We start from the raw sequence: 22900 nt of genomic DNA on the forward strand, positions 1-22900 counted from the left end.
GCTCTCTCTACTTCGGATCAGGTCGGGAGCTGCTTTCCTGCCAACGGGAAAGCCAGTCTTTCAACTCTTCTTCGGTGTAGTAGGTGGTACGGCCGTCCGTCACTCCTTCGGGGAAGGTAATTCCCCTTTCCTCGGAACGCCTCTTGTACTGCCGTGCCGTGCCGTGCTTCCACGGCAGGATGCCGGCTTCGCACGCCTCCGCGAGTGAGTACGTGGGCGGGAGCGCCGCGTCTTCGGCGGCTTCGTCCACGGCGCCGGCCGCGGTCACATCGACAGTCACACGAGCGGTCACACCAGGGGTTGTAACACGCGCTGAGCTGGGGGAAAGGGTGCCGACCCCCGCCCCGGCGGCGGGTGTTACTGAGGGGAGGGAGGCGGGTCCGTACTCGCCTCCGGGCAGGAAGCGGCGCACGGCCGCGGTGAGGTCTGCTTCCCGGAGTACGTCGTCCGTGATCCACGGCGCCATTTCCCCGGCGTCGAACCATGCGGGTGCCGGCGGGCACTGTGCCAGCAGCTCCGCGACTCGGGGCGTGATGTAGCAGGGTTGCAATTCCCGGACGTACAGGTAATCGCCGTCCGGCGCTTGCCTCTTGTCCGCGAACGCGCCGCGCCCCTTTACGTCGGTGTCGTACTGGACGACCGGCGTTGACTGCCCGAAGGCCACGCCCCAGGAAACGCGATCCTGCATCCCCACGATAATCTTCGTGCCGATCTGCGCCCGCTCCATCGTGCCACCGAAGAAGGTGTTAGCGAATTGCTGCGTTCCCACCACGATGCGGTGATCGCTGGACCGGCCTTGAAGCAGGATGATGGAGAACCATTCGAGGAATGGCGGCGCCCCCTTCCCCTTCAATCCGTGACGCCACCACGTGTACGCCATTTTGATCAGGGTCGGGAGTTCGTCAATTACCAGAATGCGCGCGATGAGCTGTTCCCGCGCACCGGGCGCCGCGTATTTTCCTTGGGCGGACTCCGCCGCCATCATCGACACCATGAATTCCGCGAAGGCCGCGACGCAAGAGCGAACGGTCTTGTGGACGCGCACGCCCGAATGGCCTTCGGCTTCAATCAAGCTGTTTTGCTTCGTATCGAGAATGTCCACCAGTGCGCCATGTTGCCGGCCGTGGACAATCGGAATGTAGAGAACCGTACTCTTACCCGATCCGGTGTCACCCGCCACGCCCCAATGCGGGGTCGCCGTCTGCGTGCGGACGATCGCGTCAACGATGGTGTCGCCTTCGATTGCCTGCCCCACGAAGACTTCATAGGGGTTGCCCGTGGACTTCCATTCCACGAACTCCGGCAACTTCGGCTTTTCGACCGGCTTCGGCTTCCGGGTCCACTGGACGTACTGATTTACTCCGGCCCGCTCCCAATGGGCGACCCATTCGCCGGGGATGCGGGTGTCCACCACGTGTTCTAGAGCGGCCATGGATTCCTTGCCGCCCATCCATGCGACGGGGAGCCGGAGCACTATCCGGGCGCCTTCGGCGGACAAGTCGGGGTCGATGCGGAGCCACTTTTCCCGCCGTTCCTGGTCTTCGAGCCGGAGCACTTGCCGCGCCGCCGCCCATACCGCCGGCCCCAACAATTCGTCATCGGTCGGGGTCCGCGGTTCCCACCACGCGAGACCACCCGGACCGGTGAGCGCGACCAGCAGCACGACCATGCCGGCACCGACCAGCGCCCATTGGGTGGGCTCGGGGTGGCGCCATAGTCCCCACGCCGCGGGGAGCGGCGCGAGCCTCACCAGCGACCGCGCAGCGTGCGGCCACCGGCTCCATACCGCGAGTGCCGCGCCCATGCTGGACAGCACGCTCCATGCCCCACGGAGGGGCACCAGCGCCGCCCGGAGGGCTCGCCCCGCCCGACCGGCCGCCGGCTTCGAAAGCGAGACGGACGCGGGCGCGGAGGGTGGTGGAAGGGACCCGACGTCCGCGACCGTCCCGGCGTCGTCGTCGCTCACCACGGCCCCGGAGCGCCACCACGTGGCCGTGCTCCGCGGCTCGCCCCGTAGGTCACGGCCGGCGACGTACCGGCCGATTCCCCGGAAGAAGCCGCCCACCACCCTTTCGATGGCTTCGTTTACTTCCTTGTTCGGGCCGGCGCCGCCGCTGGTCTTGCTCTTGTCGTTCATGACCCACGCGACCAGCAGCAGCGCGCCCAGCAGACCGCCGCCGCCGGGCAGTGCGTACCCGGGGAGGTCTGGCAGGCGATCCCACACCGCGGCTTGCTCGTACATCACGCTTTCCCCCTCCCGCCAGTGATGCAGCCGACCCTACGTCGAACACGCAGCGACCCCCCGGCGGTTAACCGGGGGGTCGCTGCTGGTGGGGGTGGTCGCGCGACGGTCCGTCAGTCCTCCGCGGCGGCCGGCTGTCGGTCCCACAGATGGACCGTGGAGCCGGCGCGAAGCGGCTTGCCCTCCGGACCCTTGATGTGTCCGGGGACGATGCGGTCTTCGTGCTCGCACCCGTCGTCCGCATGGGCGCGGGGATTCAAGCACGTGTTGCGCCGGTACGGGCGTACGGGCCACCGGCACGACCATTGCGGCTCACGGCGCCCGGTACTGGCCTCCGCGTCTTCCGCGGCGGCTTTCGGGGAGGGGCGGCGGCCGGGGTGCACGCGGACGATGCGCACGGCGCCGGACGCGGTGATCCCTTGACGGCGGTCGCGCTTCGCGCCGGCCCGCGCCCGGGGGACGTCTTCCACCTCCGCCCACTGGTTCTTCCCGTCGTGGGCCATGAGCTGCCACGCGGTGTAGAGCACGTGGGACCAAAGCGCCGTCGTGTCCGGCTCCGCGGGTCCGAACGCCGCTCCCTCCCGGAGCAACATTTCGTTGTCCCACCCCAGCACCGGACCGTGCGGGGCCGTGGTGGAGTCGATGACGCCGGCGGTGATGACCGTTCCGTCCGGCATGGTGGCGATCTCCGTTTCCGGGGCGAGCCCGGAGAACATGCCGCGCGGTGACCAGAAGGTGAGCCACACCCCGTGGAAGTCGTGCGGGAGCACGCCCGTGCGTCCCTGCCCCCGGAACGACCAGCGGACAGAGCCCTGATCCAGGGTGACCGCTTGCGGGCTCCACACCGACCAGGACACGGCCACGATGGGCGTAGTGACCAGGGTGGGGGTCGCAGACTTGCCGGCGACCGTGCCGGCGAAGACCGCGGCCACGTCTTCGGTGTATCCGCCGATCGGCTCCCCGAAGACGATCATTCCCGCTTCGGAGGGCAGGCGCCGGAGCGTCATGGGCTCCGTGGGCGGGGTCGCGGCGGCGGCAAGCGCGAGCGCGGTCATATCCGGGGTGGCGTAGTACAGCTCTGCCCGGCTCAACCGGTCGTGCTCGGAGCGGGTCAGGAGGATTGCCCCGACCGACTCCGCGGAGGCATCGACTCCGGGCACGGACGGCACGATGGTGCAGCGCCCCGCGCTAAGCGCTCCCCGCATCGTCGTGGTGGCGACGTCGCTGGACAGGTAGTCCAGCAGCTCCGCGCGCCATTCGGGGAGCTGTCGCGGGTCGGGCGGTTCCCATCGGGTCGCGGTCATCTGTACCCCTTCCGTGGGTGGTGGGTGATGATGTGACAGCGGGCCGCCCCCAACTCCGATGGGGACGGCCCGTAGTGGTCTCGCGGTGCTGCTGTCGCGGGGGTGTTCGGCAGCGTACCGACCGGCGGGGGAGGCTTCCGTCGTCTTGCTCGAACCTCACCCGGGCGGGACGGCGCCGGCCGTGCCCGGCGGGATCATGCTGGTGGCGTGAGGGTGACACCCACGGCGGGACCCCGATCGCGAACGGCTTGCAGCAGTTCGCGGAGATCGTCGCGCCCGGGGTGCTGCGTAAGAAGGCGTTCCGCGTCGATGGGCAGGAACACCCCGCCTTCTTGGGTATCTGCGAACGGGCCGAAGCGCTGCGTGGCCGCTTCCGGCCCGAGTTCGCGGCACTCGATCGTGTGGAGAGCGCGCGTCAGCCGGTCCACGAAGACGGATGCGTCCGCGTTGGGCGGCACCTGAGTCCACCCCCGCCCCGCAGATCCGACAGCACTCGGCACGGCGCCCGACGATGCATCGTCCATGGCTCTGTATCCCTTCCCTAGTTCGTGTGCGGCGGGATCACGCGCGCTTCCGGGGTCTGCGGGGACTCGGGGGTGAAGACGGGCGTTCCGCCCATGTGGGTGATGGCGCGCGCCTGCCCCAACAGAGCGTTGAAGCGGTTGTGGAGTTGCCGCGCGTCGGACAGGTGTCCGTCACGTGCCCAGTGCCGTTCCATGGCCCTGATCGCGTCCGCGAGCCACGTGATCTCGTGACGGTAGAGGGGGAGGCGGGCGCGCTGCGGGTCGGGCTGGACCACGGATGCGGCGCCGGCGCGCTGGTACAGCAGCGCAATCACGTCGTGAACGGTGACCAGGTTCGGGCCGTAGTACGGGGCGCCGCCGCTCATCCAGTGACGGCGCAGCCGGTCCGCTTCAAGTAACGCCTTTTCCAGCGCCGCAAGTTCGTCCAAGTTGATGGCGATAGCTTCCGGCTGTTCGGGTGCGCTCGGGGTCGGGGTCGGGGTCGGGGTGGTCTGGTTCCTGGTCTGGTTCCTCCGGAACACGGGTCCTCCGTCGTTGCGTCGTGGTGATCAGGCTTGCGGAAGTACGGCGCCCCCTGGTGCCCACTGGTGGGCACCAGGGGCGTGCGCTGCGCCACGTGGGGCGTTCGGTCGGTGAGTCAGTCCGTGCGGCGCGGGATGGTGTCGGGGTCGCTGTCGCTCCATCCCCAGTCACCGCCGTCGTGGCTGTCGCCGTCGTGGTCGGGGTCGTCACTGCACTGCCACCACTCGCCGTCCGGGTCCGCGAACATGGCCGTACAGGTGTCCGGGTCGGGGGTGGGCGGCGGGGAGAGCAGACCGACCGCCGCGAGCGTGGCGGACACGGTGGCGTCGATCCAGTGGGAGCTAACACCTCCCTGCCCCAGAACGGAGCCGGCCGCTTTCAAAGCGGCGGTGTACTGGTCGTCAGTCAGGATGGTGCGGGCCATGAGCCCTTCCCTTCTCGGGTGCGGGGCGGTGCGTTCCAGCGATTCAACTATGCCTCACCGTGAGGCAATGTGCAATGGATCGGGACGACAGGCGCGGGATACGGTGACCGCAGCCGGCACCGACAGGGAGTGTGTCGGTTAGGCCCGGTGCCCGAACTTCCGGGGGCAGTACCACCGGGCCGACCCCTCCCCCCACTTCACTCCTTCGAGGGCTTCAAGTCGGTACGGGCGCCGCGACCGGGGCGGGCTTCCTTGGCTGCGCGAACTTCGGCAGAGTCGTACAGCGACGCGCCGCCGCGGCCGGGCTCGCGCCCCTTGGCGCGCACCTTCCAGCGGGACAGGGTTCTACGGGCGGAGTCGGTGGACGAAGCGCCGATGTAGTCGGCCACTTCCGCGAGCGTCCACGTGGTGGACTCGGGATCGGGCACGGGGGGTCTCCCTTCGGGCGGCGGCCGTTCGGCCGGCCGCGGTCGCTGCTGGACGTGCGGAGCGAGCGCCCCACCCTCTCCACTTTGCCGCACGGTGAGGCGAACTTGAAGGGGTTCGGAGCGATCACCCCAAAAACGACGGGGGCGCCCCGGTCGAATGGGGCGCCCCCGTGCGGGCATTGCGGGCGGATCAGCGCTTGAATTCCAGGCTTTCCAACGCGTCCGCCAATTCGAAGCCGGACACGTACTCATCCCCGAGCGCTTCGCGCAGCGCGTCTAGGGCTTCGTCGTCGTTGCCGGCGAGCCACTTATCCATGATGTCGCCCATGGCTTCCGGGCTTAGGTCGGTCTCGATGGTGCGGTGACGCCGGTACTTCTTGCCGCCGGCCGTCACGCCCATGTTCCCGGACACCTTGATCCGGCTCCCCTGGTTCCGGATGCGCGCTTCCCGGTGCTTGCTCAACTGTGCCCGGCGCATATCCGGATCGTTGCGAACGAAATTCTTGAGCTTCTTCGCGTTGCCGAACCGGGGCTTCCCGTCGCCCGACGCCCAGCGCTGGACAGTCCGCTCCGACACCCCGAGCCGTTCGGCAAGTGCCTTCTTGGAGCCCAACACCTTCTCCGCGTTGGCCACGATGTCCGCCGGGCTCCCCGTGCTCGGGTCGCCCTTCCGGGACACCCCGCGGAAGAGAGCGTCCGCCGCGGCCTTCTCCTTCTTCCTCCGTCCGAACATCACTTACCCTCCCCTTCGACGGCCGCGACGATGGCGGCAAGCTGCTTCGCGGTCGGGCGGTCCACCAGCAGATCCGCCACGGTGTCCATGGACGCGAAGCCGGCGGGCTTGAACTGCCCGAGCCCGCGCCCCATCTTCAAGCCGACCGGCACGCCGGCGGCCGGGTCGGTCTCGTTGGTCGCGTAGAGCACCCAGTCCGTGGAGACGGCGAGCGGGTAGCGGCCTTCGGTCTGCGCAACACGGTGGATCTTGCGGAAGAGGTTCGCGCGGGCCAGCGATACAACCGCCTGCCACCAGTACGGGTTGTAGTACCGACCGGCCTTCTCGCTCGCGTGGTAGCCAAGGGTCCGGGTGTACGTGGCCTTGATCGCGTCCATGATCGCCGTGGCGTCCGGGTCGCCGTCCAGTGCGCCGGGCAGGATGCGAGCGCGAGCGTCCCTGATCCGGTTGGCCCACGGAGTCAGGTACCGGGTGCGGTTGTCGCCCTCCCAGACGTACGCCTCCAACGGCTTCACCCCGTATTCGAGATCCGCCAGCATCCGCACCGTGGGCGTGGCGAACCAGCGCACGCCGCTACCGGTTGCGCGGGTCGATCCGCGGGTGACCGGCATAAGCGGGTTGGGGAGCCGGCCGTCTTCCCAGACCAGGGAATCCAGCTTCCACAGACCGGGGAGGCTCGGGTCGAAGTCGGTCGGGCCTTCGATGTGGCGGGCCGGACCGATACCGAGGTCTACCCCTTGCGCGGCGCCCAAGTGCATGGCGCTCGCATCGACGGCCACCAGGTTCTTCATGGCCCGCTCCTCCGCCGTGGGGCGGCGCGACCACATGAACGCCTCTTCGAGCGTGCGCACCGTGGCCGGCTTCGGAGGCTTCGGCGCCGTCTCGGGAAGGACGATCTTTCGGGGGAAGACTTCGTTCATGTCCACCCCGGTCACCTGGGGAGAGACGTGGTACAGCGTGCCCATGGCCGTGGCGTACTCCCCGATACGGAAGGCGAGTTCCCCCGCGGAGGGTTCGCCGTCCAGCAGGGGGCACCCGAACGCGTCTTGCCATCCGACCACGGAGACGCGGAGGTATCGACCAGAGCCGCGACGGGCGGTCATCCATGCCCGAAGGTCCCAAATGTTCCAGCCGGCGGCGCGGGCCGCGTCAAGCGCTTTGTGCTTCTGTGCCGTGGTCGATCCCTCCGCCGGCGCCTCCGCGGGGAGTCCGAGCCGTGCGGCAACGTCCGGCATGATCCACACCTGTCCGTCGTCGCGGCGGCCGTTCTCCCGCTTCCACCCCAGCGTGAGCGAGTCCGCCCACTCCAAGACGTCCGCGAGCGAGTTGCACGGCTCGGGGAGCGGAAGCCACGTCATGGACGCGTCCGACAGGTGACCGCCGTTCTGATCGACCACCAGCGCGCCGGCCGCGAAGTCGCGCCCGCCCCGGGCGGCCGGGCGCTGCTGCTGCGCCGGGACGACGACGGCCGCGGCCGGCTGCGGAGCCGGCGCGGGCATCGACGCGGGCGCGGAGGGGGTGGTCGTGGTGACGGCCGGAGCGGCGACCGCGGCGGGCTCGGGGGTGACCGGCGCCGCGGCGGCCGGCTGCGGGGCGGGGGTCGGGTCGGTGTGGGGCAGGGTCGGCGCGGCCGGCTCCGGGTTGGGAGCGGCCGGCGGGGTCGGGGTCGGCTTCTCCGGCGGGGCGGGCGGGGTGTCGTCGTCCCCGCCGAAGGCCGCGTCTGCTGCCGGCCGATCGAAGACGTAGAAGCGCGGGACGGGCAGGGCCTTCCGCAGCGCCGCCGTGGACGGCTTGCGGGTCCAGTGCCGGCCCTCCCCCGGGATCAGCACGCCGCGCGCTCGAAGGTCCCGAAGGCCCGGTTGCGGGGTCGCGATGCCGACCGCCTCCGTGATGTCCCGCAGCGCCGCCGGCGAAAGGTGGAACTGCCCTTCGGTCTGGAATCCCAGGATCGCGCGGCCTTCGTTCATCTCCTGCCCCTGTGCGATCTGGTAGGCGGAGGGGAAGGACGACGGGTCTCGGAGCACCGCTTCCGAGACGGCCGACCAGAGCTGTTGCCCCGGTCCCACGTGCGCTTCGTGCGCCTCCGCTACAGCGTTGGGGAGTTCGGTCATGGCGTCTTCCTCCGCCTTCTTGCCCAGCGCCGGGAGGTCCAGGACCTCCGCGAGCATGTAGGCGCCCAGCACCCATGCCGCGTAGACGCGAGCGATCGTCAGTTCAAGTCCGCCGCGCGCCGCCGACAGGCGCCCGGTGATCTCTGCGTGGGTCTGCTGCCACTCCTTCACCTTGGCGGCGGTGTAGAAGTCGGCGCGCACGGCCCATTCGAACGGCCACCCGTGGTGCGCCATGGCGAGCCCTTCGGCTTCCATGGCCCGCTCCGCGGCCACATCGTCCGAGCCCCAGAACGGGGCCGACAGCTCGAAGAGGCGGGCGGCAAGGTCTTCGGTCTGCCCCTGCCGGCGAAGCGACAGGTTCGAGCTGGACGACAGGATGGAGTGCCAACGCCCCAGCGACGGCGCCCGGCCGCCGGTCCGCGTCGATCGGGAGCGCGCACACCCGCCGGCGATCCGGGACAGCAGCTTTTCCCCGTCCACCACGGACAGCCCGGACGTGCTGAATTCCTCCCGGACCATGGGCAGGGTGCGCGCTTCGACCAGCACCCCCGGCAAGCCGTTGGGGGTGGTGTTCCACGAATCGAAGAGGGGGAAGTCGTCCGACGGGCTCCCGAACATCGAAGCCTGTACGTGCTGCGTGGTGCTCTTGCCCTGCTGCGCCGGACCGATGTGGTTCAAGATGTGCGGCGGCACGGACATGAGCCGGTTGACGACCGGCCCACAGAAGACGGCCCCCAGCGCGAGCGTGGTCCGCTCCGTGGCCATGGCGAGATCCGCGACGCGGCGCCACGCCATACGCGCGTCATCCTCCGGCGCGCGAAGCTGTCGGTATCCCAGGTCTTGCGCGTCCGCCTCCGGCATCACCATGTCGCCATCCGGCGTCACGGACGTGGTGGCCGGCACTTCCCGGGCGGCGGCGCCCTGGTCGCGGATCAGTCGGGCGTACGCCGCGCCTTCGTCCCGGCCGGAGGGAGCCGGCCGGCCAAGCAGACCGGCCCACGCCCCAGAGTCGATGTCGAACTCCGAGACGATCCGCGGCGCCCCTTCCTCCGTGGCGAGTTGGTAGGCAATGCGGGTGTGCCGGCCGTCCGCGCCGCGGTAGGTGACCCGCCCCAGCACTTCGGGGGCGGCGCCGATCAGCGCGAAGGGAGCATCCTTGCCCGGGGAGTGCCAAATCGTCCGGTCGCCCGGGTTCCAGCACCACCCGTTCTTCATGCCCGGGATCGGCACCAGCCGGGCGCGCTCGCGGCCGGCGCCGCCTCCGCCGTTGCCCTTCCCACCCTTGCCGCCGTCGCCGGCGTTCGAGCCGGAACCGCGACGCGGGAGGGGGATCACGTCGGCGCCGTCGCCGGCGGTCTCCGACTCCGGGGCGGCGGGCTCGAAGGCGGGAACGGCCACAAGGTCATCAACGCCGTGGCCGGCGGCAAGGTGGTCCGACAGGTCTTTGCCCTCCGCGGCTTCGACCACGGCCACGGTGCAGTTCATCTCTGTGAGCGCCGCCCGGATGAACTCGGCGTGCTTGCGCCCGGTGTCGTCGCGGTCGGCCACGATGACCACCCGGGCACCCCGAAGGGTGTCGGTGTGTACTGCCGTCCACTTCCCGGCGCCGCCGGGGTTGCAGGTGGCGACCAGCCCGGCGGCGCGGGCGTTCTCGACGTCCTTCTCCCCTTCGACCACGTAGACCGTGCGGCCTTCCGCCATTGCGGCCACGACTTCGGGGAGCCGGTACAGCGGGCGGGACAGGGGCGCTTTGTACTCCCACCCGCCGTTCTGGTCGGGGCGGCGCTGCGCGAAGGACTTTTCCCCGCACTCAGTGCACTTCCGGCGGATCACTTCGCCGGTCACGGTGCCGGCCGCGTCGGTGTAGGTGTACGACTCCACCCGGCGATACGTGTGCTTGTGGTCAGTCTCCGGGCGCTTTTCGGCCTTACGCTCCGTGGTCTTTTTCAGCTGTGAGCCGTCACGCGGTGTGGCGGTGCGAGCGATGCGCGGGCCGCTGTAGCTACGCTGTTTCGGGACGTCGTACAGGTCCGCCATGGTGAGCCCCAGCGCCGCGGCAACGTCGGCCGTGGTGCATCCAACCTGGCAGCAGACCTTTACCCCGGCGCCTCCCTGCCCCACGCGCTCCGACCAGTCCACAGAAAGGGAGGGGCGGGAATCGTCGTGGGCGGGGCACCGTGCGTCAACGTGATCACCCCTGGTGCGGGGGTTGCACTGGTGGTCTGTGAGAGCGTCGGTAACCCGACGCAGTGAAGCGCGGTCATCGGTGCCGCTGCGTACGCTCTGGTTCATCGGGTACAGTCCCAATCAACGTATCGGGTCTTTGACCCACCCCCCACCCGGTTCCAGCGGATGGGACAAGCGCCCCGAGGCCGGCCAGCCTCAATATGGGGCGCTTGTTTGGTTTTCGGGTGGGTCTGCGGGGCGCCGGGGTGCCGGGCTCCGCGGGGCGGCGCTACGCCGCAGAGGCGGCGGGGTCGCGCCGCTGGTCTTCGAGAGCGCGCCGGGCGAGTTCCGCCAGAGCCTCCGCCGCCGTGAGCACGGCGGCCGGGTCCTCCCGGAGCATCTGACCCGTGGAGCGAGCCAGAGCCTTACCGCGGAACGCCTTCGCCAGCAGTTCGCCCATGTCGTGGGGGATGGTGCTGCGTCCCTTGCCGACCAGCGTGGGGAAGGCGGAGACCAGCGCGCGACGGACGTTGGTGTGAGACGTGCCCCCGGCGGCGGCAATCTCCGTAAGCGATGCGCCGGGCTTCGTGGTGGCCATTCGCCCTCCCCTGTCTGTGAACCAAGCTGTTCGAACCAAGATGTTCAACGGACCTTAGCGCCACTCCGCGATCTTCGCCCGGAAATTGGCGAAGTCCCCGCCCGGCGTGTTGCTTCGGCCGGGCGGGGAGCGCGTCAGAACAGTGCCTCTTCCTGGGGCGGCGCCGTCCGCTTCCGCGGAGGCTTCGCCTTCTTCACCGCGCCCGCCCGGCAACCGGGACACCACGCCATGAGTTGATCGGGCGTCATACGGGCCGCTTCATGCTCGGGGATCGTCGGGTCCTCCGGTGCGACTTCGAGCCGGACCGGCGGGGCACCCTTGCCGCCGTACCCGCCGTGTCGGTTGTCGCAGCGCCCTTCGGTCTTCCGGTGTGTGGCTCCGCACTGCCCGATGCACTGGCAGCAGTGACCGGCCTTCTCCATAACGGCCGTCCACCCGCCCGCGTCACCGAAGACCGGCGGCGGGAGCCGAAGGACCGTACCCGGCTTCGCCTCCGTGGCCGGCTGCGCGGCGGCCGGCTCGGGGACGACCAGGGCCTCCGTCGTGGCCATGCCCTCCCGACGCGCCGTCATGATGGCCGCGAGTCCGCGCCGGTCGATCTCGCGGGCGCCGGCCCGCAGCGCCGCGGCGCGCTTCGTCGGGGTCACGTCGTAGTGCCACCGGTAGGTGCCTTCGCCCTGGTACCACTCGCGCCGGAGTCCGAGCCCGGCCGCGAAGGCGTGGAGTTCGTCCGGGGTGTCCGCGGTGAGGTGCGCCCACTTCGTGGAGGGAAGCCCGCGGCGCCGGGCAACGTCGCCGTAGTCGGTCACCTGATCGACGTAGACCGTCACGTCTCTGCCCTCCCGGGGATGCGCGCGGCTACGGCGAGTTCGGCCACCCGCGGGTGCCCGGAGGTCTCCAGCGTCCAGAACCGGACCGGCACGCCGTTCACGTCGGCGTCCGCATACAGCACGTTCCACCAGAGCCAGTCATGCAGGGTCGCGCTGGTCGCGGTCGGCTCCGTGCGGCCGTAGTGGCTGCGCCCGGAGTATTCGGCCACGATGCACAGCGCCCGCGCCCACGCGCGCAGCGCGTCACGGTCGGGGAGCCAGACCATGACGACGCTCCCGCGCTGGGGAACGTCCGCGAAGTCCACGGCGCCGAAGGCGGGGAGCGTCGGGTGTTCGGCCATGAGCCCGTTGACCGCCAGCAGCTCCCGCCGCACGCCGGCCGGGGTGCCGGAGCCGGCGACGCCGGCGGCCGTGTCGATCAGTCGGACGGTCGGGCGGGTGTCGGCGCTCATGCCGCACCGCCGGCGAAGACCATGACGCGGGCGGGGAGGGTGGGGGCGGCGGTCGCGTATCCGGTGCCCGCGCAGCCGCGGCACACGACAACGACCGTGCGGCGCGAGCCGTCTGCGTCGCGCTCGCCGGTCGTCACCTCCACCTTCGGGAAGCCGTCGCAGTCCGGGCACGTGCCGGCGGCGGCGGTGATGTGCTGGTGGTGCTGCATGATGGGGACTCCTTCGGGTTTCTCGCGATTTCCGATGGGACCGGCCCCGGGGTGGCCTCCGGCCAAGGAACGGCCACCCCGGCGGCCGGGGTCAGCGACGGCCGCGCCGCGGCTTCTTGTAGGCGGGCGGGATCGCGTTGTACGAGTCGCGGCCGGCCGCGAAGGCGGTCATGTCCTCCGGCGCCGACTCCGACAGCTCCCGCATGATCCGGTTGGCGGTCTTGCGGTCGCCGTGCCTCTTGGCGATCGCGTACTCGCGCCCCTTCTCCTGCATCTCCGGGTTGGTCGGCGCGGTCGGGGTGTTGTCGCTGCTGCTCTTGAAGATGTCGAAGAGACCCACGGTGGGCTTCCTTCCTGGTGGTCAGTGCGCGGTGTGGGCGGCGGTGCGGCGGTGAGGGGCGAGCCCGGTCACTCCGCGGCCGGCGCGTCGTGCGGGTCCAGCAGCTCCCCGGCGCGGTGGCGGTCCAGCAGCTCCCCGAGCTGTCCGAGCGACGTCACGGGGTCGGTGTGGTGCGTCGCCCCGCAGTTGCCGCACTCGCGGACGACGACGATGGACCCGTTGTCCGCCATCGGGCCGGCGTCACCCTGGGGGGCGCGGAAGGCCAGCAGCACGGAGGCCGGTTCCGCGGGGAGCACGACCGTGGCCTCCGCGACCCCGCCGGACAGCACGGTCACGCCGCCGGCGAAGACGTCCGGCTCCGTGACGTGCCAGTCCAGCAGCTCCGCCGCCTCCCGGCCGAAGAGGCGTTCCGCGCACCAGTTGGCCGCGTCGCCCACGTTGATGCGGTAGCCCATGAGCGCGGTCCGCGCGTCGTCCCGGCGGCGCTGCTCCTCCGCGGCGACGGCGAGCCCGGCGAGTTCGACAAACCGCACCGCGCGAGTGGTCATGGTGTCCGTGGTCATGTCGGGTGTCTCCTGATCTGCTGTCGGTCGGGGGTGGGGCAGGCGCCCCTCCCCCGTCGTGCCGGGTGTGGGGGGTGCGGGGAGGGGGTGGACTACCACCACTTGCTCTCGGCGCGCTTCGCGACCTTCGCCTCCGCCTTCTCGCGGATCTTCTTCGTGCGCGCCGCCTCCGCCGCCGCGTCCTCCGCGGCGATCCGCTCCTCCGCGGCCTTGAAGATCCGGTCCGCCGCCGCTTCCGCCTTCGTGGTGGACCGGCCGCGGACGACCTTTACGGCGCCGCGCCCGATGTGGAGGATCACGCGCGCCTGCTCGCTTGCGGTGAGCGGCCACAGTTCGCCGTTCCGGACGGCCGTAAGTCGCTTGCTCGCCATGTCGGTACTCCTTCGTCGTCGTGGTGGGACCGGGTTGTCCGGCTCCCCTCACCGCCCGGACGGCCGGGGACCGGCCGGGCGGATCGGGCAGACGTCAGCCGCGGGTCTGGTGGCTGGTGTGGTCGGTGGCTTGGGCGGTAAGTCGCTTCTCTTCCGCGTCCGAGACGGCGCGGAAGCGGATCAGCACGCCGCATCCCGGTACGGGACAGCGGCGGGTCTGCATCCCGCGGACGATCAGGGCGAACGCGTCGGAGGCGCGGGCCGTGAGCGGCTTCGGGGTCTGGGGCTGTGTCATGGGCTCCCCCTTTCTGATCTCAACTATGCCTCACAGTGAGGCATAGTTGAAGAGTGGGTTTCGGTCACTGTGGTGGCTGTAATCGGCCGGACCGTCCGGCTCCGCTCACCGCCCGTACGAGACGGGCGGATCGGGCAACGCGTCAGCCGTGGCGGCGCGTTGCGTCGGTCGGCTCCGTGGTCTCCCAGCCGGCCCAATCCGCGATGCGGTCGGCCGCCTCCCAGCACGCGTCATGCATCGCGCGGCGCCCACCGTTCGACATGCGCAGCACTCGCGCGGACGTGACCAGGTGCACCGCGAAGGCGCCCAGCAGACCGACCGCGAGCACGGTCACGCTGGTGGCGAGCGGCATCCCCTGGTCGCCCAGAAGGACCATGAGCCCGCACCCCACGGCGAATTGCGCGACCAGCGGCGCGCGGGAGACGAGATAGAAGGCGGGAAGGGCGATCAGGTCCCGAAGCATGGTCACCGCCCCGTCTTGCGCAGTTCGTGACCGTGGCAGAGCACGGGGGCGATCAGCCAACTGATCTGACCCACGGTCCAGCGCCCCGCGGTGAGCGGGCCGGGCGGCACTTCGTCAATGATGCGACCGGTACGGCCAACCGCGCGGGGGTCGTCCGCGCACGCGATGATCTCGACTTCGTCGCCGGCGTTGAACATCGTCAGCACCCCCCGGCCGCGGTGGCGGTCTGGTCAGCCGGCGACTTCGGCCGGGAGATCACCGGGCGCGCGATGTCGCGGTGCGTGAGGGTCACCGGGGTCTGTCCGCCGGCGAGAATCTGCGCGGCGCGGATCGCCACGGCGGCGCTGCGGTGACGGCCGCCGACGCATCCGACCGCGATGGAGAGGGGCGCGGGGGTCGGGCCGGAGCGGTACGACAGGACCGTGTGGACGATGCAGTCCACCAGGGCCGACAGTCCCGGGGTCTTCATCACGACGTCGCAGACCTCCGGGTCTTCCGCGGTGCGGTAGCGGAGGCTGGCGTCGTGGTGGGGGTCGCGGAAGTGGGTCCGGACGTCGTAGACGACCGTGGCCTCCGGTGCGGGTCCGTGTCCGAAGCCGAACGAGACGATTTCGACGGGCGGGCGGGTCGGGTCGGTGCTGCTGTCGGTGGTCATGGGGTCCTCCGTGGGTCCCTGGTGTGGGGTGGTCGGATCGACGCGGGGTCGGAGTGGGTGGGGCGGACGGGCTGTCCGGCTCCCCTCACCGCCCGGTACGGGTCCGGGCGGATCGGGCAACGCGTCAGTCGGGGTCGCTGTCGTGCTCCGGTCGCGGTGCGGGTCGGGCTGTCCGGTCCCCCGTTCCCCGCCCGGTGCGGCCGTGGCCGGCCGGGCGGGTCGGGCGGGGTATCAGCGCCGTTTGACCTTCGCCGTGGTGGTCGCGGTGACCTTCCGCAGAAGGCTGCGGGTGGTGACGGTCGCGGTCGCGGTGACCGTCTCGCCGGCGCCGCCGGTCCGCTTCGGGTTGAAGAGGCAGACCACGCCGACCAGCACGGCGACCCCGAGCACGGCGAGCGCGAGTTGCTTCATGGCCGCGGCGAAGGCCAGCAGACCCGGCGCCGCGAGGGAGATCCCCCACGCCCCGAGCGCGACGCTTCCGGCCGCTACCGGCATAAGAAGCGCGGTCGAAATCACCCAGCGCGGGAGGGGCGCTTTCTGCTGTACGGCGACGGTCGCGGCGTGCTGCGCGAATGCGTCCACGTCCACCAGGATTTCCCGGCCGTCCGGGGTCCACATGCGGGCCACGGTGCGGTTCTGCTGCGCCGCCAGTTCGGCGGAGACGACCGCGGAGGGGAGCACGATTTCCGCGCGGGGCATTTCGTTCCAGACGTCTGCCGGAATGTGCTTGACGACGGCGCCCGGGGTGGTGTTCGGGTCCTGGTAATTCACGATGCCGCCCCTTCCTTGATTGCCTTCGCGCCCGCCCGGGGGCGGTTCAAGTGCCACTCTTTGAGCGTTTCCGGAGTCCACGCCGGAGAGGTTCCGGAGCGGAATTCTCCGGCGATCGGGTCGCGCTGTCGGGCCTTCTTGAATGCCTCTTTCTTCATTCCGAGGAATTCGGCTCCATTGTCGAGACCCACGATCGGTTCCGGCTCGGGCTCGGGCTCCGGCTCGGGAACTGCGCGGAGAGCCGGCCGGGCGATTCCGTCACTGCCAGCGACGAACGCACCGTGCCCGTTACGTCCCGTAATGTCCGGGGACTGTCCCGGGACAGAAACCGGCATCGACCCAGGCAGGGACGTTCCCGGCTTCACCAGGGACGGAGCGGGGGACCCGGACGTCTCTTCGACCGGCTTACGGCCGTTCAAGGCGAACTCTCGCGCCTCTTCCGGCTTCATGAAAACCATCTGAATGGTGCGCTGGTCGTCGCCCACCATGACGATGGCGCGGCCGGGGTGCCGGCTGGACTTCGGCCGGGGGTAAGTGCCCACCAGCATGTTCCAGGCGGCCGGAGAGAATCGGGCGAGAACCTTCATGCCGTACTGGTCGCGAGCCTCCGAGCCACCCGCGGCGCGAGCGTTCATCTGCTGGAAGACAGACACCACGTGCATTTTCGCCTGTCGGCCCTGGTTCAGAATGAACGCGAGATCATTCATAACCGGCGGAGTGCGCGGGTCGGACTTCTCCCGAATGGAGTTCCACCACTCCTGAATGAGCCGGGTAAAGCTGTTCATTTCCTCGATGAACAGAAGCCGCCGGGGAAACTCCGCCTTCTCGTTATCGTCCAGGATTTCGTAACGCTGCTCCATTTCGGCGCGGAATTCCTGAATGATGCGGACCCACGCTTCCGCCGTCTTGTGAATGTAGACACCGGGCACGCCGCGGAAGCAGTTCAGAGAAATTCGCTTCGGGTCGCAAATGTCGATCCGCTCCACCCCGCCCGGGGTGCCCGTGCGCCGGGCAAGCTGCGCGATGATGCCCCGGAGGAACGTGGACTTCCCCGCCCCGGTGCCCATCGACAGCGCCCAGTGCGGCGCTTCCTGGTCGAAGTCGCCCCGTACGGGCTCGCCACGGGTCCCCATGCCGACCAGCGGACGGGCCTCCGGGGACTTCAGCAGCTCCGCCATGACGTCCGCGTACGCCACGAACTTGGGGGGCGCCGGCGGGTGCTTGAACGTCACGCAGAACCGCCCCCAGTCCCACTCCGACTCCCACTCGCCGGGAAGCCGGCGTTCCATGAGCGCGGTGATCTCGTGGCGCTGCATGTCCGAGCCGCGGAAGTCGCGCGGGACCCGCAGCACCACCCGGGCGCTGTCCGCGTCCAGCCGGTACGGGACCGTCAGCCACGCCCGGATGCTCTCGCCCCGGGGGACTTCCAGCAGGTTCGCCACGGTCATCCAGAGCGGGACCACCAGGTCCCGGAAGTGCCTCCGGCGGTCGCGGGTGCGGTGCACCACGGCGCCGCCGGCGCCGGCCGCGAGCATCACGACCAGGACCGTCAGCCACGGATTGGCGTTCCAGCCGACGACCAGCGCCACCAGTCCCCACCCGATCGAGCGGCGGACCCAGCGCGGGACGATCCGCAGCCACACGAAGCGGCGAACCCGGGGGTAGACCCAGCGATACGGGAACCAGCGCGGAGGCTCCGCGGGGATCGAGTCGCCGGAGCTCGCGCCGCCGGCGGAACCGCGCCGCCCCTTGAAGGCGAGCCATGCCGCGACCGCGGCCAGAAGAAGAATGAGGTTCACGCCGTCCACCCCCCGGCCGCCGCGGAGGCCGCGGGGCGGGTGTGGGGCGCCCTGTCGGGTGCCGTGGGGAGGCTGTGGGGTGTCGTGGGGGACCACGACAGACCCGCGCCGCGCCCATGTGAGAACGTGGGCATTACTCGAACCCTTCTCGTCTTTGGGTGATGAAGCGGGGTTGAGTGCTCGGGGCGGTCGGGGGCAACCGGCCGCCCCACTCAGGTTCAGCGGGTGATGAAGCGGGGGTTTCTCGCGGCGGGGACGATCGGGGGCAACCGGCCGTCCGTATGCCGTTGTGGGGGTGTGGTCACGCGCTCGCGGCGGTGTGGGGTGTTGTCGCGGGGATTTGGGGCGGCACGGGGGCGAGCCCCAGCGGCGCCGGCCCGCCGGTCTTCTCCACCTTCTTCGCGACGTCGTAGGCGTACGAGCGGTCAACGGTCATGCCCCGCTCCTCCAGCCAGTCACGCGCGGCGGAGACGTCCCCGCCGACCGCGGAGAGCGCGAGCCGCACCGCGTCCGCCTTCGTGATGTTCGGCGGGAGTTCGTTCAGGACTTCGGCTTCCTTGATCTGCTTCGCCTGCCACACCTGGGCCAACGCGTCCTCCGGCCGGGTGAGCCCGTAGCGCACGGAGTACGACCAGGCTTCGAAGGTCTCGCGCGGGAAGCGGAGCCACCGGACCACCCGGAAGCGGGCCAAGGGCCGCTCAACTGCACCGATGCGGCGGAGCATGGTCCGGCGGATCTGGCGGAGAACCACGTCGAACAGCCACCACGACAGGATCGACATGGCGCCGAAGTACAGCGCCGCGGCCGTGCTCCCGCCGTGCGCGGGGTTCATGGCGTGGTAGTAGTTCGCGCCCGCGGACCCGGTGACCAGGAAGAAGGTCAGAAGCCGGGGGCCGGCGGCGCTGTCGTGAGCGATGACCGCCCGCAGCGCGAGGAAGCCGCACAGCATGGCCGCGACGTCCAGCGAGACCGGCACGCCGTACACCCACGGGTCTTTCAGGTGCAGCACGTCCTTACCGAAGCCCACCAGACCGTTCCACGACATGGCCGCGGCGATCCCCACGACCACCAGCAGCAGCACGTACCCGGTGACCTTGACTCGGGTCTCCTGCCGCTCCGCGAGCTGCTCGGGGGTCCGCGTCGGGCGCGTCCGGCGGAACCAACGGCCGCCCGACCGCTCCCCCGCGTCGTCCCCTTCGACCCCACCCGGGGCCATGGACGTGGTGTCCGTCATTTCCTCTGCCCTTCCCTCTTCCGTCTCCACGGTCGTCCTTCCAGCTCTGCACATCAGCACATGCGCACGTGCGCATGGTGCGTGCGTCATGCGCAAGTGCTCAGGTGCGCATCCCCGAAAAGGGGACCCGACAGGCAGCCTACGGCTACCCGACAGCCACCCGACGCGAGTCGGGAGTAGCTGCGTGGTGTCGCTCTGTGAGTGTCCCCCCTCCTGCTAAGCAAGTCAAGAAGTGCTTAGCACTTGGGGACGTACAGAGCTGTTGGTAATCTGCGATGTATGACCGAGCGAGAGAAGCGCCCCGCTTACCGCAGTGCTGCGGCCAAGCTGCGCGCAGCCATCCAGAGGGGGGACTACGCCCCAGGAGCCAAGCTCCCGACCGACAGCGAGTTGGCCGAAGCCTTCGAGACCAACCGGAGCAGCATCGGACAAGCGGTCCGGCTCTTGATCAGTGAAGGGCTCGCCGTGCGGAGCGGGCGGTCCACCTACGTGGCCCGCATCGTCAACAAGATCCGGCGCGACGCGACCGCCCGATACATCCGGCCCCGGAGGGAAGAAGGAGCCGCCCGCGGCGCCTTCGATGCGGAGATCGCCCGTCTCGGCATGAGTCCCGTCTCGCAAGTCACCGTGTCGCGGGTCCTCCCGCCCACCCATGTGGCCGAACTGCTCGAAGTCGAACCGGGCGTGACCGCCGTGGTGTCCCGAGCCCGCCGAATGCTGGCGGACGACACCCCGGTCCAACTCGCGACGTCATACCTACCGGTCGATATCGCCGGCGGGACCCAACTCGAACAGACCGACACGGGACCCGGCGGCACTAAGTCCCGGCTCGCGGATCTCGGGTACCCGCAAGCGCAGATCACGGAGCAGATCGAAGTACGGAGCCCGGAGCCCGAAGAGGCTGCGGCGCTGGGACTTACCGAAGATCAGCGCGTCTACGAGGTCACCCACACCGCGCGCACCGCGGAGGGTCGGGCGGTAGAAGTCGCCGTCCACGTGATGCCCACGCACCTATGGACCCTCTCCTACACGTGGGATCTCGGTTCCACGCACTGACCCACACAAGATCCAGAAGGGAAGCGCCCCACCAATGGCACAGAACACCATCGACACCAACGGGCAGATCCTCCGGGACGCTCGAAGCCGCTACCGGACCACTCAGCGCGAGGCGAGCGGAGCCCACGGAGCGTACGAGAGCGAGACCCGCCGCGCGGGTGGATCTCCCCGCGCGGAAGTGACCGTCCGCCGCGAGCCCGCGCCGGCCGCGGCTGCGGCGTACTTCGGGGAGACCTCCGGGGACGTCGTAGTCCGAGCCCGCCGCATGTTCGACGGGGAGCGAGTGGTCCAGCTCGCGGACACGTGGATTCCCGCGGACGTGGCCGAAGCCGCGGGCATCGAACAGGTAGACACCGGAGTTGGCGGGATCATCTCCCGCATGGCGGAAGCCGGCTTCGCTCAGACCGACGTCACGGAGGACGTTCGACAGCGGCCGGCGACCCCGGAGGAAGCCGAAGCGCTGGGGGTGGAATCCGGGTCCCTCCTTCTGGAGATCACCCACGTGGGGTACACCGACCAGGGGCGAGCCGTTGAAGTAACCCGCCACACCCTTGGACCAGGCTGGACGCTCCGCTACTCCGTCCCGCTGGACTGATCACCGCAGCTAGAGCCCGCGCAGATGCGCACTTGCGCATGGTGGCAGCAACCCGACGAAGGCCCGACCGCTCCCCGCGGTCGGGCCTTCGTCGTGCGGGCTACCGGGTCTGCCCAGACCAGAGCAGACGCGGGCGGGAGGGGGGTCCCTCATGGGTGCATGATCACTTGCGCATGGCGCGTCCGTCTTGTCTCGCGTCTGCGTACATGCTCATGTGCGCACGCTCTACCCTGGTCACATGGCATTTACAGTTGCCGTCGTCGTGCTCAAAGGCGGCGCGGGAAAGACGATGACCGCTCTAGCGCTCGCGGAGGCTGCGGCAGAGAGCGGCGCCGCGTCCACGCTGGTCGATGCAGACCCGATGGGCGGAGCCGTTCGGCAAGCGGCGCTTGCCGAAGAAGCCGGCCGGGCGCTGCGCTCCACCGTGATCGGGCTCGCTGCTTCGGATCTGTCCAAGCGCATGGGGTCGATCACCCCCGGTGCGGACATCGTGACCATGGACGGCCCGCCCCCGGGTGCCTTGAAGATCGCGAAAGCGGTCATGGAGTCCGCGGACGTGGTGCTCATGCCGTGCCCGGCTCGCCCCGGAGACCTTGACCGCGTACCCGCCACGCTCGCGCTCGCGGAGGAAGTCGGCGTTCCCGTCTTCGGCGCGTTCAACTTCTACCAGCGCGGCACCAACAACGCCGTCGCGGCGGAAGCCCTGGTGGAGTCGTACGGGGTAACCATGCTGGACACCCGCTTGATCACCTCCACAAAGGTTGCCGAGAACTACGGGCTTCGCCCCCGCGGTCTTATGGCCCGGTACGGGCGGGAGCTGCTGGACGAACTCACCAGGAAGGCCGCGGAATGACCAACGATCAGCAGGACTCGCAGAGCCCGGAAGCCGGCGCCGACAACTCCCCCGAGCCGGAGCCGTCGCCGGCTCCGGGGGGACGCGGGCGGGGGAGTGGCGCCGCCGCGAACAACATCGTGGCCCGCCTCTCCGGGCTCGGGAAGAAGTCCGCAGCCAAGAAGACCGCGGCACCCGCCAAGAAGACCGCCGCGAAGAAGACCACCACACCGGCGAGCAAGCCGGCCGCGAAGAAGGCCGCGGCCAAGAAGGCGACGCCGGCGAAGAAGGCGACCACGAAGAAGACGGCCGCCACCCCAAGCGTCAGCCATCCATACAGGAAGAAGGGCGATTGGGTGTACGAGGAAGGCGTGCCCGTGATGCCCGCGGAGCAAGACCCGCCCCGGTCGCTCTACTCCGCCCGAATCACGTTCACCACCACGGAGCAGCAGCGCCGCGCGCTCGAAGCCGCCAAGCTGGACGACCGGATCGACAAGACCGCCCGACTCCGGGCCATGGTCGCGCTCTGGGAGCAGGACGAACGGCTCCGCAAGCGCGTAGACAAGTTGGCCCGCACCATGCAGTGATCGACATGTGAAGCACCACCCCAACCGTTCGCGCCACGGCCCGCCGGCCCACCCCCGGCGGGCCGCTCGCGTTTGTGGGGCAGCGTGCCCCACATCCATGCCCCACCGTGCCCCACAAAGCTGTGCCCCACATGTGGGGCACAGCGAAAAGTGCCCCTGACCAGCGGTGATGATCCTTTTGGGGCGTGGGGCATGGCCCCATGCCCCACTTCCGGCAAGCCTCTGACCAGCGATGCCCCACCATGCCCCACATGCCCCACACCTAGGAACGCCCCTACAGGGGGAGCACCAAAAACCAAAAACCAAAAACCGGCGCCCGGGGCCCCAAGCCCGGCCGGCCGCGGTCGCCGGCCCCTCCCGCGCCGCACATCGCTGCACAACGGGGCAACTAGCTGATAAACAGTCAATTGCCTTACATCGCTGCATATCGCCTATACCTACTAACTCGGACACCCCGGGGACCCGAGCACAAACGGCCGGGCAGGCGAGACCAACCATGCGCACGTGCGCATGATCATCGAGACGAAGCCAGAAGGCCAACCACGAGACACCGTGAGCATCTGCGCAAGCGCGCAGATGCTCACATGCGCACGTGCGCATGGCGTGGCATGGGGGGAAGGACTCGGGGCGGCGGGATCAAGACGCGGGCGGGGAGCTGTCGCGCGCAAGCGCGGCCTTCCTGGGGGAAGGAATGCGGAGCATTCCCCCAGCCGGGGGCGGCGTAGGCGGTCAACACCTCGCGCCACAGGGTGAAGGGGCGGGAGGGGCGGGGCGGTCGGGGCGGCCGGGAGTCGGC

Annotated in this window: 26 protein-coding genes; 4 read left to right on the top strand and 22 right to left on the bottom strand. The window is 70.0% G+C overall.

Features of this window, described 5'->3' with window-relative positions:
- Positions 1 to 7: 7 nt before the first annotated feature.
- The 22 genes from ACWF79_RS31890 to ACWF79_RS31995 form a co-directional block, all read right to left on the bottom strand.
- The gene (locus ACWF79_RS31890; RefSeq protein WP_453731663.1) at positions 8 to 2242 is read right to left on the bottom strand and encodes a hypothetical protein; all 2235 of its coding nucleotides are present in this window, start codon (positions 2240 to 2242) and stop codon (positions 8 to 10) included.
- Positions 2243 to 2355: 113 nt separating this feature from the next.
- Positions 2356 to 3546: a hypothetical protein gene (locus ACWF79_RS31895; protein WP_453731664.1), complete on the bottom strand. Its 1191-nt coding sequence runs from the start codon at positions 3544 to 3546 to the stop codon at positions 2356 to 2358.
- Positions 3547 to 3740: 194 nt separating this feature from the next.
- Positions 3741 to 4070, bottom strand: coding sequence for a hypothetical protein (locus ACWF79_RS31900; protein ID WP_453731665.1), 330 nt, complete (start codon positions 4068 to 4070; stop codon positions 3741 to 3743).
- Positions 4071 to 4087: 17 nt separating this feature from the next.
- The gene (locus ACWF79_RS31905; RefSeq protein WP_453731666.1) at positions 4088 to 4591 is read right to left on the bottom strand and encodes a hypothetical protein; all 504 of its coding nucleotides are present in this window, start codon (positions 4589 to 4591) and stop codon (positions 4088 to 4090) included.
- Positions 4592 to 4707: 116 nt separating this feature from the next.
- Positions 4708 to 5016, bottom strand: coding sequence for a hypothetical protein (locus ACWF79_RS31910; RefSeq protein ID WP_453731667.1), 309 nt, complete (start codon positions 5014 to 5016; stop codon positions 4708 to 4710).
- Positions 5017 to 5213: 197 nt separating this feature from the next.
- Positions 5214 to 5444, bottom strand: coding sequence for a hypothetical protein (locus ACWF79_RS31915; RefSeq protein WP_453731668.1), 231 nt, complete (start codon positions 5442 to 5444; stop codon positions 5214 to 5216).
- A 190-nt stretch (positions 5445 to 5634) separates the two neighbouring features.
- Positions 5635 to 6177: a helix-turn-helix domain-containing protein gene (locus tag ACWF79_RS31920; protein WP_453731688.1), complete on the bottom strand. Its 543-nt coding sequence runs from the start codon at positions 6175 to 6177 to the stop codon at positions 5635 to 5637.
- Positions 6177 to 10427 (bottom strand): DUF927 domain-containing protein, encoded by a 4251-nt coding sequence (locus tag ACWF79_RS31925; RefSeq protein ID WP_453731669.1) that lies wholly within the window; start codon positions 10425 to 10427, stop codon positions 6177 to 6179. The genes ACWF79_RS31920 and ACWF79_RS31925 overlap by 1 nt, the downstream gene beginning before the upstream one ends.
- Before the next feature lie 316 nt (positions 10428 to 10743).
- Positions 10744 to 11052, bottom strand: coding sequence for a hypothetical protein (locus ACWF79_RS31930; protein WP_453731670.1), 309 nt, complete (start codon positions 11050 to 11052; stop codon positions 10744 to 10746).
- Positions 11053 to 11186: 134 nt separating this feature from the next.
- Positions 11187 to 11882: a DUF4031 domain-containing protein gene (locus ACWF79_RS31935; RefSeq protein WP_453731671.1), complete on the bottom strand. Its 696-nt coding sequence runs from the start codon at positions 11880 to 11882 to the stop codon at positions 11187 to 11189.
- Positions 11879 to 12334, bottom strand: a complete 456-nt coding sequence (locus ACWF79_RS31940) for a hypothetical protein (protein ID WP_453731672.1) — start codon at positions 12332 to 12334, stop codon at positions 11879 to 11881. The genes ACWF79_RS31935 and ACWF79_RS31940 overlap by 4 nt, the downstream gene beginning before the upstream one ends.
- Positions 12331 to 12543, bottom strand: a complete 213-nt coding sequence (locus ACWF79_RS31945) for a hypothetical protein (protein WP_453731673.1) — start codon at positions 12541 to 12543, stop codon at positions 12331 to 12333. Before ACWF79_RS31945 ends, ACWF79_RS31940 begins: the two co-directional genes overlap by 4 nt.
- Positions 12544 to 12634: 91 nt before the next feature.
- Entirely contained in the window at positions 12635 to 12883 is a 249-nt protein-coding gene (locus tag ACWF79_RS31950; RefSeq protein ID WP_453731674.1) for a hypothetical protein, read from the bottom strand.
- A 68-nt stretch (positions 12884 to 12951) separates the two neighbouring features.
- The gene (locus tag ACWF79_RS31955) at positions 12952 to 13446 is read right to left on the bottom strand and encodes a hypothetical protein (protein ID WP_453731675.1); all 495 of its coding nucleotides are present in this window, start codon (positions 13444 to 13446) and stop codon (positions 12952 to 12954) included.
- 92 nt (positions 13447 to 13538) lie between these two features.
- Positions 13539 to 13817: a hypothetical protein gene (locus ACWF79_RS31960; protein WP_453731676.1), complete on the bottom strand. Its 279-nt coding sequence runs from the start codon at positions 13815 to 13817 to the stop codon at positions 13539 to 13541.
- 94 nt (positions 13818 to 13911) lie between these two features.
- Entirely contained in the window at positions 13912 to 14112 is a 201-nt protein-coding gene (locus ACWF79_RS31965) for a hypothetical protein (RefSeq protein ID WP_453731677.1), read from the bottom strand.
- A gap of 142 nt (positions 14113 to 14254) precedes the next feature.
- Complete coding sequence (locus ACWF79_RS31970) at positions 14255 to 14581, bottom strand: hypothetical protein (protein ID WP_453731678.1); 327 nt, start codon at positions 14579 to 14581, stop codon at positions 14255 to 14257.
- On the bottom strand, positions 14578 to 14772 hold the full coding sequence (locus ACWF79_RS31975; protein WP_453731679.1) for a hypothetical protein: 195 nt from the start codon (positions 14770 to 14772) through the stop codon (positions 14578 to 14580). The genes ACWF79_RS31970 and ACWF79_RS31975 overlap by 4 nt, the downstream gene beginning before the upstream one ends.
- Positions 14773 to 14774: 2 nt before the next feature.
- Complete coding sequence (locus ACWF79_RS31980; protein ID WP_453731680.1) at positions 14775 to 15230, bottom strand: RapZ C-terminal domain-containing protein; 456 nt, start codon at positions 15228 to 15230, stop codon at positions 14775 to 14777.
- A gap of 231 nt (positions 15231 to 15461) precedes the next feature.
- Positions 15462 to 16001, bottom strand: a complete 540-nt coding sequence (locus ACWF79_RS31985; RefSeq protein ID WP_453731681.1) for a hypothetical protein — start codon at positions 15999 to 16001, stop codon at positions 15462 to 15464.
- Positions 15998 to 17800, bottom strand: a complete 1803-nt coding sequence (locus tag ACWF79_RS31990; RefSeq protein ID WP_453731682.1) for an FtsK/SpoIIIE domain-containing protein — start codon at positions 17798 to 17800, stop codon at positions 15998 to 16000. Before ACWF79_RS31990 ends, ACWF79_RS31985 begins: the two co-directional genes overlap by 4 nt.
- A 301-nt stretch (positions 17801 to 18101) precedes the next feature.
- On the bottom strand, positions 18102 to 19034 hold the full coding sequence (locus ACWF79_RS31995; protein ID WP_453731683.1) for a DUF2637 domain-containing protein: 933 nt from the start codon (positions 19032 to 19034) through the stop codon (positions 18102 to 18104).
- Positions 19035 to 19313: 279 nt separating this feature from the next.
- Here ACWF79_RS31995 and ACWF79_RS32000 point away from each other — a divergent pair, with 279 nt between their 5' ends.
- From ACWF79_RS32000 to ACWF79_RS32015, 4 genes are all read left to right on the top strand, one after another.
- Positions 19314 to 20090, top strand: a complete 777-nt coding sequence (locus ACWF79_RS32000) for a GntR family transcriptional regulator (protein ID WP_453731684.1) — start codon at positions 19314 to 19316, stop codon at positions 20088 to 20090.
- A gap of 34 nt (positions 20091 to 20124) precedes the next feature.
- The gene (locus tag ACWF79_RS32005) at positions 20125 to 20685 is read left to right on the top strand and encodes a UTRA domain-containing protein (protein WP_453731685.1); all 561 of its coding nucleotides are present in this window, start codon (positions 20125 to 20127) and stop codon (positions 20683 to 20685) included.
- A gap of 238 nt (positions 20686 to 20923) precedes the next feature.
- Complete coding sequence (locus ACWF79_RS32010; protein ID WP_453731686.1) at positions 20924 to 21538, top strand: nucleotide-binding protein; 615 nt, start codon at positions 20924 to 20926, stop codon at positions 21536 to 21538.
- On the top strand, positions 21535 to 22104 hold the full coding sequence (locus ACWF79_RS32015) for a hypothetical protein (protein ID WP_453731687.1): 570 nt from the start codon (positions 21535 to 21537) through the stop codon (positions 22102 to 22104). Before ACWF79_RS32010 ends, ACWF79_RS32015 begins: the two co-directional genes overlap by 4 nt.
- The last annotated feature ends 796 nt before the right edge of the window (positions 22105 to 22900 follow it).

This window comes from Streptomyces sp. NPDC054975 (assembly GCF_053609105.1).